At 48.9% G+C, this 8,152-nt stretch carries 11 protein-coding genes; 10 read left to right on the forward strand and 1 reads right to left on the reverse strand.

Annotation, left to right across the window (positions count from 1 at the left end):
• Positions 1 to 108 precede the first annotated feature (108 nt).
• The 9 genes from KO503_RS02765 to KO503_RS02805 all read left to right on the forward strand — a co-directional run bounded on the left by KO503_RS02765 (position 109) and on the right by KO503_RS02805 (position 7,710).
• Positions 109 to 1,443, forward strand: a complete 1,335-nt coding sequence (locus tag KO503_RS02765; protein ID WP_215990070.1) for a GH1 family beta-glucosidase — start codon at positions 109 to 111, stop codon at positions 1,441 to 1,443.
• A 3-nt stretch (positions 1,444 to 1,446) separates the two neighbouring features.
• Positions 1,447 to 2,430 (forward strand): glucokinase, encoded by a 984-nt coding sequence (locus tag KO503_RS02770; protein WP_215990071.1) that lies wholly within the window; start codon positions 1,447 to 1,449, stop codon positions 2,428 to 2,430.
• A 183-nt stretch (positions 2,431 to 2,613) separates the two neighbouring features.
• On the forward strand, positions 2,614 to 2,895 hold the full coding sequence (locus KO503_RS02775; protein ID WP_215990072.1) for an STAS domain-containing protein: 282 nt from the start codon (positions 2,614 to 2,616) through the stop codon (positions 2,893 to 2,895).
• On the forward strand, positions 2,892 to 3,257 hold the full coding sequence (locus KO503_RS02780) for a response regulator (protein ID WP_215990073.1): 366 nt from the start codon (positions 2,892 to 2,894) through the stop codon (positions 3,255 to 3,257). The genes KO503_RS02775 and KO503_RS02780 overlap by 4 nt, the downstream gene beginning before the upstream one ends.
• A gap of 13 nt (positions 3,258 to 3,270) precedes the next feature.
• On the forward strand, positions 3,271 to 5,550 hold the full coding sequence (locus tag KO503_RS02785; RefSeq protein ID WP_215990074.1) for a chemotaxis protein CheA: 2,280 nt from the start codon (positions 3,271 to 3,273) through the stop codon (positions 5,548 to 5,550).
• Positions 5,551 to 5,554: 4 nt separating this feature from the next.
• Positions 5,555 to 6,022, forward strand: coding sequence for a chemotaxis protein CheW (locus KO503_RS02790; protein ID WP_215990075.1), 468 nt, complete (start codon positions 5,555 to 5,557; stop codon positions 6,020 to 6,022).
• A gap of 4 nt (positions 6,023 to 6,026) precedes the next feature.
• Entirely contained in the window at positions 6,027 to 6,923 is an 897-nt protein-coding gene (locus KO503_RS02795; RefSeq protein WP_215990076.1) for a CheR family methyltransferase, read from the forward strand.
• Positions 6,923 to 7,309 (forward strand): response regulator, encoded by a 387-nt coding sequence (locus tag KO503_RS02800; protein WP_215990077.1) that lies wholly within the window; start codon positions 6,923 to 6,925, stop codon positions 7,307 to 7,309. The genes KO503_RS02795 and KO503_RS02800 overlap by 1 nt, the downstream gene beginning before the upstream one ends.
• Positions 7,309 to 7,710: a hypothetical protein gene (locus tag KO503_RS02805; protein ID WP_215990078.1), complete on the forward strand. Its 402-nt coding sequence runs from the start codon at positions 7,309 to 7,311 to the stop codon at positions 7,708 to 7,710. Before KO503_RS02800 ends, KO503_RS02805 begins: the two co-directional genes overlap by 1 nt.
• 65 nt (positions 7,711 to 7,775) lie before the next feature.
• On the opposite strand, the gene KO503_RS02810 is transcribed toward KO503_RS02805, so the two are convergent.
• Positions 7,776 to 8,051 carry an integrase core domain-containing protein gene (locus tag KO503_RS02810; protein WP_354667574.1) on the reverse strand — a complete coding sequence of 92 codons (276 nt, stop codon included), beginning with the start codon at positions 8,049 to 8,051 and terminating at the stop codon, positions 7,776 to 7,778.
• Between KO503_RS02810 and KO503_RS02815 the strand changes: the two genes are divergently transcribed.
• Positions 8,033 to 8,152 (forward strand): transposase (locus tag KO503_RS02815; protein ID WP_436836504.1); only part of this gene is annotated, 120 nt, incomplete at its 3' end. The two genes, KO503_RS02810 and KO503_RS02815, sit on opposite strands and share 19 nt — an antisense overlap.

Here is an 8,152-nt window from a genome sequence, read left to right on the forward strand (position 1 = left end):
CATTCTGACCTAAACGTCTCGTAAACCCCATTCGCTCGTGCTATTGCGATGTAGCCCATCATGTTAGCGCCAACATATCGCAATAATCTGCCTCTTTGGAGCTCCCGTATGACACTGACCCGCAAAGACTTTCCAAAAGACTTTATCTTCGGCGCCGCAACGGCAGCCTATCAAATTGAAGGCAGTCAATTCGGCGGCGCGGGTCCGTCGCATTGGGATACATTTTCAGCAACACCGGGCAATGTGGTCGGAGCGGAATCAGGTGCCATCGCTTGCGATCACTACCACCGCTATGAGCAAGATTTCGATCTGTTGAAGGCTGGAAATTTCGATTCTTACCGGTTCTCAACCTCTTGGTCGCGCGTTCTGCCTGAGGGTCGCGGACAGGTCAATCAACAAGGCTTGGACTATTATGACCGCTTGACAGACGCATTGCTGGAACGAGGCATAAAGCCGTTTCAGACGTTGTATCACTGGGAAATGCCCGCAGCCTTGTCCGATTTGGGCGGCTGGACCAATCCTGACGTACACAATTGGTTCGGCGATTTTGTCGATGTTATCGATGATCGCATCGGTGACCGTATGGAAGCTATTGCCACCATCAACGAGCCATGGTGCGCATCATTTCTATCGCATTTTCACGGCATTCATGCGCCGGGATTACGTGATATCCGCGCAGCTGCCCGTTCGATGCACTATGTCCTAAAAGCCCACGGTGAGGCGATGACCCGTCTGCGCGCCAAAGGTCGTAAAAACCTTGGGATCGCGCTAAATTTTGAATATGCGCAGCCCGCAACAGACGCGACAGAGGACCTTAAAGCCGCCGCAACAGAAGATGCCGTTTACAATAAGTGGTTCATCGAGGCGATGACGCAGGGCACCTACCCCGCCGAGGCGCTTGAGGGGCTTGAGGCACATTTGCCCAAAGGCTGGCAAGACGATCTTAAGACGCATATTCATCAGCCGCTTGATTGGCTGGGCGTCAATTATTACACGCGCAAAATTCATGCCCATGACCCGAATGCCACCGCATGGCCTCATACCAAACCCGTCGATGGCCACCGCGCCACGACGCAAATGGGATGGGAGGTCTACCCAGAAGGTTTGCATCATTTCCTAACGCGGATGAAAAACGATTATATCGGCGACCTGCCAATACTTGTGACTGAAAATGGCATGGCATGGGATGACCATCTCAAAGACGGTGCTGCCACCGACCCAGAACGGATCGCCTTTATCCAAGGCCATTTGGCCGCGATGAAACAGGCCATTGATGACGGTGTGAATCTTCAAGGGTTCATGTATTGGTCATTACTAGACAATTATGAATGGGCCGAAGGGTATGACAAACGCTTTGGCATCGTTCACGTCGATTTCGATACATTGAAGCGCACCCCGAAAGCGTCCTATCATATGCTCAAAGAAGCCCTGAAACGAGACTGACCCATGACCAAACACCCCTCCAACACCCTATCTCTTGTCGCAGATATCGGCGGTACAAACACACGCGTTGCCTTGGCCAATGGGACGACATTGTTGCCCGAAACCGTGCGGCGCTATCGCAATACAGGGTATCCGGGGTTGGAAAACGTTCTGCGCCAATACATATCCGACGAAGGCGACGTAGATTGCAAAGGCGCCTGCGTCGCTGTGGCAGGCCCTGTGCGCGATGGCGTCGGCACTTTGACCAATTTGGATTGGACGATCGACAAAGATACACTGTCGCGCGCCACCAAGGCCGAAACCGTTTCTATTTTGAATGACTTGCAAGCTCAAGGCCATGCTTTGGGGTATATTTCAGATGAAAATATCACCTGCGTCACCGAGGCACAGACGCCTGAGGCCCCTTCTCCCAATGCGGTGCGTTTGGTAATTGGCGTTGGCACTGGTTTCAATGCGGCTCCGGTTTTTGAAACCTACGCTGGCCGTTTTGTTGCTCCGTCAGAATGTGGGCATGCCAACCTGCCGATCCGCAACGCAGAAGAACTGGCCCTGTGCCAATTTGTTGAAAATGCACATGGATTTCCAGCCGTCGAAGATGTCTTGTCTGGCCGCGGATTGGAACGGGTTTATCTGTTCTTGGGCACCCAAGCAGGCGAGCCGCGCGAAAAATCTGCGGCAGACATCATGCAGTCATTGGAAAACGGTGATGATCCTCGCGCAGAAGATACAGTTCAAGTTTTTGTCAAAATTTTGGGCACAGTTGCAGGCAATCTGTCTTTGATCCAATTGCCTTTTGGCGGCGTCTTTTTGGTTGGCGGAGTGACACGCGCAATGACACCTTATCTCGACCGTTTTGGATTCGCCCATGCGTTCAGAGACAAAGGACGCTTTGCAGGTTTCATGCAAAACTTCTCAGTTTCCGTGATCGAGGACGACTATGCCGCGCTCACTGGCTGCGCGTCACACCTGACCAGCCTCACCAGCTAACACACTGACAAAATTACATTTTTATAACTCCGAAGCCGCAGCTTCGGAGTTTTTTTGTGCCAAAATGTTTTTTAGATCGGCGTAACCTGGTCTTAACCGTCTGCCCTTTAAACATAATCCAACGTTTGGTTCTGTAAGGGAATTTTAGATGACTCATAATCGCCTATTCATGGGGGGACGTGAATGACTGTTCATGTCCAGCTCCACGACAGATTAGATTACCAGTCCGTGCCACCACTTTTAAGCGAACTCAAAGCCATCGACGCTGATGAAGTCGTCATCGATGCCGGACAGGTCCGCCATTTGGGGGCTTTGTCACTGCAAGTCCTGCTCTCAACCATCAAAACACGCCATGAAGCAGGAAAATCCACCCGGATTACGAATGTCTCTGATAGCTGCGTCGATCTGCTCGGCCTTTTTGGATTTACGCCTGAAACCCTAACACAACCGGAGGATTGGACATGAGCCTTGAAGTCCTAGCTGTAGATGACAGCCGAACAATGCGCGATATGCTCAACCTTGCCCTTTCTTCAGCTGGGTTCACAACCCATTTGGCCGATGACGGCGTACATGGCCTCGAAGTGCTCGAAGGCATTGAACCTGATGTCATCATCACCGACATCAACATGCCCCGTATGGATGGATTTGGCTTCATGAACGCGGTCCGATCCGAAGAAAGATGGAGCCGTATTCCAATTCTGGTCCTAACGACCGAGAGCGCAGATGAACTCAAATCAAAAGCGCGTGCTGCAGGTGCAACGGGTTGGATCGTCAAACCATTTGATCCCGCAAAACTCGTCAAAGCTCTTCAAATGGTAGCTGGTTAAGAGGTCCTCCCCTATGTCCGATCCTATGGCAGAAATTCGCGCCTCGTTCTTTATTGAATGTGAAGAACTCCTGGAAAGCCTTCAGGACGGTCTCATATCAATGGAAAACGGCGACACAGACTCTGAAACAATCAACGTCGTGTTCAGGGCCGTGCACTCTATTAAAGGGGGGGCTGGTGCCTTCGGGTTGGATGACCTCGTCAAATTTGCACATCGATTTGAGACGGCAATGGACGAAGTCCGTGCGGGGCGCTTCACACCCGATTCAGATGCAATTCGACTGTTCTTTTGTTGCGCAGACTTGCTGGGTGATTTGGTGCGCGCCGCACGAGATGACATCACTATTCCGCACAACACAACAGCTCCCGTTCTCAATGAACTCGACAGATTGGTCGGCTGCGAAGATGATGTAGAAGAGGAACTCGACTTCACGCCCGCAATCCTTTCTTTGGATATGGGTGACACGCAGGGCCTGCCCGACATCACTGGCTTGCCTCCTTTGAGCGATGCCCCAATTCTTGAAACAGACGTTTCCGTGACGGCCCCTTTGCCCTCTGCACCCAAAGGGTTCAGCATACACTTCAAACCTGAAACCAGCCTTTACGCATCGGGAAATGAACCACTCTATCTTCTACGTGCTTTGCGCGACCTTGGTGATCTCGTGGTGACCTGCAATACGCAACGCGTCCCGACCCTAAATACACTAGATCCTGATGACGGATATTTGTCTTGGCACCTAAAGGTTCTCACTGAGGAACCTATCGAAGTTGTGCGAGAAGTATTTGAATTTGTCGACGGTCTCTGTGCGCTTGACATAACGCCTCTGAGCGCATCATCATATGATCCCATTTTTTCTGACAGTACGGATCAAGTGGACCTTCAAACAACCTTGATCGATGTGTCTGAGCCTCCTGTCGCCCCTCCGCAAATAGAGGCTCCTGTGGAAAACGCGGCTCAGGAAGCGGTGCAGCCTGAGCCACCCCAAAAAGATGATATTCCCCCGACTGAAACTCCAGAAATTACACAGGACACACAAAAAAAACAGCCGAGTGCGCCAGCCAAAACGACGTCAACCCCAACCCAGCCTCGTGCAACTGTACGCGTGGATCTAGAACGTGTTGACCGTCTCGTAAATTTGGTTGGGGAATTGGTGATCAACCAAGCAATGCTCAGTCAATCTGTCGCTGAAGCTGGCCTGCCGCCAAACTCACCCGTCTCAACGGGCTTAGAAGAATTTCTTCAACTGACTCGTGACATCCAAGAGTCGGTTATGATGATCAGAGCTCAACCGATCAAATCGCTGTTCCAGCGTATGGGCCGCATTGTTCGAGAATCTTCTGCCTCAGTTGGCAAGCAAGTGCGCCTCCATACTCTTGGTGAAAATACCGAAGTCGATAAAACAGTCATTGAGCGACTAGCAGACCCTCTTACACATATGATCCGAAATGCCGTTGATCATGGACTTGAATCTCCAGAAAAACGTGAAGCAGCTGGAAAAACGTGCGAAGGCAGCGTCACAATGACGGCGCAACATCGCTCAGGCCGTATCTTAATCGAAATTTCAGATGACGGTGCGGGCATCAATCGTGCACGCGTTCGAGAAAAAGCAATAGAAAAAAACTTAATCACTGAAGAGATGCAGCTTTCGGATTCAGACATTGATAGCCTTTTATTTATGCCTGGGTTTTCGACAGCATCAGAAATTTCCAACTTGTCAGGGCGCGGCGTTGGGATGGATGTTGTCAAGAGTTCAATACAATCTCTGGGTGGTCGAATTACCATTTCATCCGTAGAGGGAAAAGGCACCACTTTCTCAATTTCGCTCCCGCTCACCCTTGCGGTTCTTGATGGTATGGTTGTGCGCGTTGGCGGTGAAACGCTGGTCGTCCCTCTAAACGCGATTTTAGAAACGTTAACGTTAACAGATGACGATCTAAAGGCCCTTGGGCCAGAAACGCATGTTGTCCAAATACGGGGCGGATTTGTGCCCTTGTTGGATTTAGGGGCAGAACTTGGTTATCGCTCCCCCCAAGACAGTTATGTGGGGAGGACCGTTCTACTCATCGGCCAAGAGGACGGAAACAGGGCAGCACTTGCAGTCGACGCCATCGAAGATCAACGTCAAGTTGTGATCAAGGGACTTGAAGGCAGCTATGGCCGCGTTCCAGGCATAGCTGCGGCAACAATACTCGGCGATGGCCAAATCGCGCTCATTCTCGACCCTACTGATTTGGTAAGTCAGGCGACTGGTAAAACGAAAAAACGGAACGCCCCAGTTCCAATTGCAGGATAGAGTTATGACAAACAATGAAAAACTTGCGGATGCGTCATCCATCGAATTGTTGTCCTTCCGCGTGGGCGGACAAGACTATTCAGTAGACATAATGTCGGTTCGAGAGATCAGAGGATCAGCGAAAGCAACCTCACTTCCACACGCTCCTTCCTTCGTGAAAGGTGTCATCAACCTCAGGGGGACAGTCCTTCCAATCATTGATCTTTCTGCTCGTCTTGGACTGGAAACTGGCCAAGACACTGAGAGAAATGTAATTATTGTTGTAGACCTTGAAAGTCGGACAGCCGGGCTAATGGTCGATGCCGTATCAGATATTCTAGCCATTCCTGCAGAAGAAATGCAAACGCCACCAGACCTCGCAGCAGACGAGTCTCGTACCTTTGTCTCTGCACTTACGATAGTTGATGGCCGAATGATCAGAATTCTTGACTTGGAAGCGGTCATGCCCCCCCAAGGCGAAGAGGCCGCTTGAGTTTATGAATAGTTCCCAAAGAAAACTCACAATAGAAAACTTCTTGTCTGCCTCTGCGTTCGACAGGATTGCAAACCTTGCCCACAGCGAAGCTGGTATTGTGTTATCAAAATCTAAAGAATCAATGGTGAAGTCGAGATTAACTCGTCGCTTGCGCGCCTTGAAGATTGGGGATTTTGACACGTATTTAAATTTTTTAGAAAACGATACAAACGCTGATGAAATAAGCCATTTCATTTCTGCTTTGACTACAAACGTGTCACATTTTTTTCGCGAAGAACATCACTTTTCTGCACTAAGAAATGATATCCTACCCTTATTGTATACAAAGCTAAAAATGGGCCAGCCAGTAAGAATATGGTCGGCGGGCTGCTCAAATGGGCAAGAACCATATTCAATTGCTATGACCTTGTTAGAATTTGATTCCAACATTGGTAATTACGACATTAAAATTTTAGCAACGGATATTGACCCAGAGGTACTGACATATGCGATCCAAGGAAGTTACTCTGGGGCATTGACGTCAGGATTGCCTAAGAACTGCGAAAAATATTTCACATGTACTAAAATAATGAACGATGAAGTTTTACAGATCAAGCCGAATGTCAAAAATTTAGTATCATTTCGGCAGTTAAACCTTCACGCAAAATGGCCTATGGCTGGTTGCTTTGACGTTATTTTTTGTCGGAATGTCGTGATATATTTCGATGATGAAACACAATCTCAGTTATATAGGCGTTTTGCCAATTCCTTGAACGATGCAGGCTACCTATTACTAGGGCATTCCGAAAGGCTGGGAGAAGAAGTTTCCGATTTGTTCAAAAATATTGGCGTGACCATTTACCAATCAAATAAAAAAAGAGGCGAAGTGCCTTCTCAAAACCGAATGGAGAGACAATAATGGCGCTAAGAGATCAACTTCGAGTTTTAGTTGTCGATGACATGTCCACAAGCCGCGGTCTCATAACGAATGCATTGGATTCATTCGGAATAAGAAACGTTACAAGTGCATCTGATGGCCCAACAGCGCTGCAAAAGCTGGCGCAATCTCCCGTACATTTGGTTATTTCAGATTACAATATGCCTGGAATGGATGGCTTACAATTGCTGCATTCATTGCGTTCAAACGCGCCCACACGAGGGGTAGGCTTTCTTTTGATCACAGGTAGAGCCGATAGGGAGATAATTGATCTTGGTAAGAAGCTAGGTATGAATAATTTTCTTAAAAAACCTTTCGATGCCCCAAAACTCCGTGCGTCAATCGAGGCAATAGTAGGAAAGTTGTAATGAATTTTTCGATGGCCCAATCTCAAGCAAAACAAGACATGACCCATAAAGTGACTATTTCGGGAGAAACACTTCACAAGAGAATTCAAGACGAACTAATGGCGCTGGTTATACTGGCTGCAGAAGTGCAGATTGCACTTGGGCCTACACTATCAGAAGCTAAATCTCTTTCGCCCTCAGTTCAGCGAAGCCTACAGGCTATTGATAGACTACATCAAACCCTCGATGACCTTCAAAGAATAATGGGGCATTTGTCAAATTTGGATGCTAATAGCAGAATAGCAGTTGCCCCACTCAGCAAGGCTATTCGGTTAAGGCATTTAGCGCATAAACTCTTCGATAACGTCGACAGTCCATTTGCGCTCACAGAAGAAGATTCCGGCGATATTGCTTGGTTCTAAGTTGTGACCTGAGCCCCAAGCCTGCTCCAGCTTTGCGCGGAGTCGTTGGGGTTAAATCTTTGGCGTTAGGCCGCCATCTTGTCCATTGCCTTTCTCTGCAAAAATTCCATCGAGGTGAGGTTGCCCAATGCTGAATGTGGTCTGCGCCAGTTGTAATCCTCCTGCCATTCTTCAAGCGTGTTGCGGGCATCGCGCAATGTGCCAAACAGCGTTTCGTTGAGACATTCGTCTCGAATCTTGCCGTTGAAGCGCATCATAATGGTCTTGCCACGGTTTAGTTCCGGTCTCTTTCGAGCAATGTTTGCTATGAAGGAGATTAAGAATGGCAACGAGATACACACTCGAGTTTCGGCGTGATGCAGTGCGCATTGCGGTTACAAGCGGCCTAACACGACCCCAAGTTGCCTCAGATTTAGGCGTGGGTCTTTCGACTTTGAACAAG

The sequence above is a fragment of the Pacificibacter marinus genome, from assembly GCF_018860505.1.
In the GTDB taxonomy this organism is placed as follows: domain Bacteria; phylum Pseudomonadota; class Alphaproteobacteria; order Rhodobacterales; family Rhodobacteraceae; genus Celeribacter; species Celeribacter marinus_B.

What these genes read in the sequence shown, in the direction of transcription:
- KO503_RS02765 (WP_215990070.1), top strand. Translation starts at nt 109, where the DNA reads ATGACACTGACCCGCAAAGACTTTCCAAAAGACTTTATCTTCGGCGCC.
- KO503_RS02770 (WP_215990071.1), top strand. Translation starts at nt 1,447, where the DNA reads ATGACCAAACACCCCTCCAACACCCTATCTCTTGTCGCAGATATCGGC.
- KO503_RS02775 (WP_215990072.1), top strand. Translation starts at nt 2,614, where the DNA reads ATGACTGTTCATGTCCAGCTCCACGACAGATTAGATTACCAGTCCGTG.
- KO503_RS02780 (WP_215990073.1), top strand. Translation starts at nt 2,892, where the DNA reads ATGAGCCTTGAAGTCCTAGCTGTAGATGACAGCCGAACAATGCGCGAT.
- KO503_RS02785 (WP_215990074.1), top strand. Translation starts at nt 3,271, where the DNA reads ATGTCCGATCCTATGGCAGAAATTCGCGCCTCGTTCTTTATTGAATGT.
- KO503_RS02790 (WP_215990075.1), top strand. Translation starts at nt 5,555, where the DNA reads ATGACAAACAATGAAAAACTTGCGGATGCGTCATCCATCGAATTGTTG.
- KO503_RS02795 (WP_215990076.1), top strand. Translation starts at nt 6,027, where the DNA reads ATGAATAGTTCCCAAAGAAAACTCACAATAGAAAACTTCTTGTCTGCC.
- KO503_RS02800 (WP_215990077.1), top strand. Translation starts at nt 6,923, where the DNA reads ATGGCGCTAAGAGATCAACTTCGAGTTTTAGTTGTCGATGACATGTCC.
- KO503_RS02805 (WP_215990078.1), top strand. Translation starts at nt 7,309, where the DNA reads ATGAATTTTTCGATGGCCCAATCTCAAGCAAAACAAGACATGACCCAT.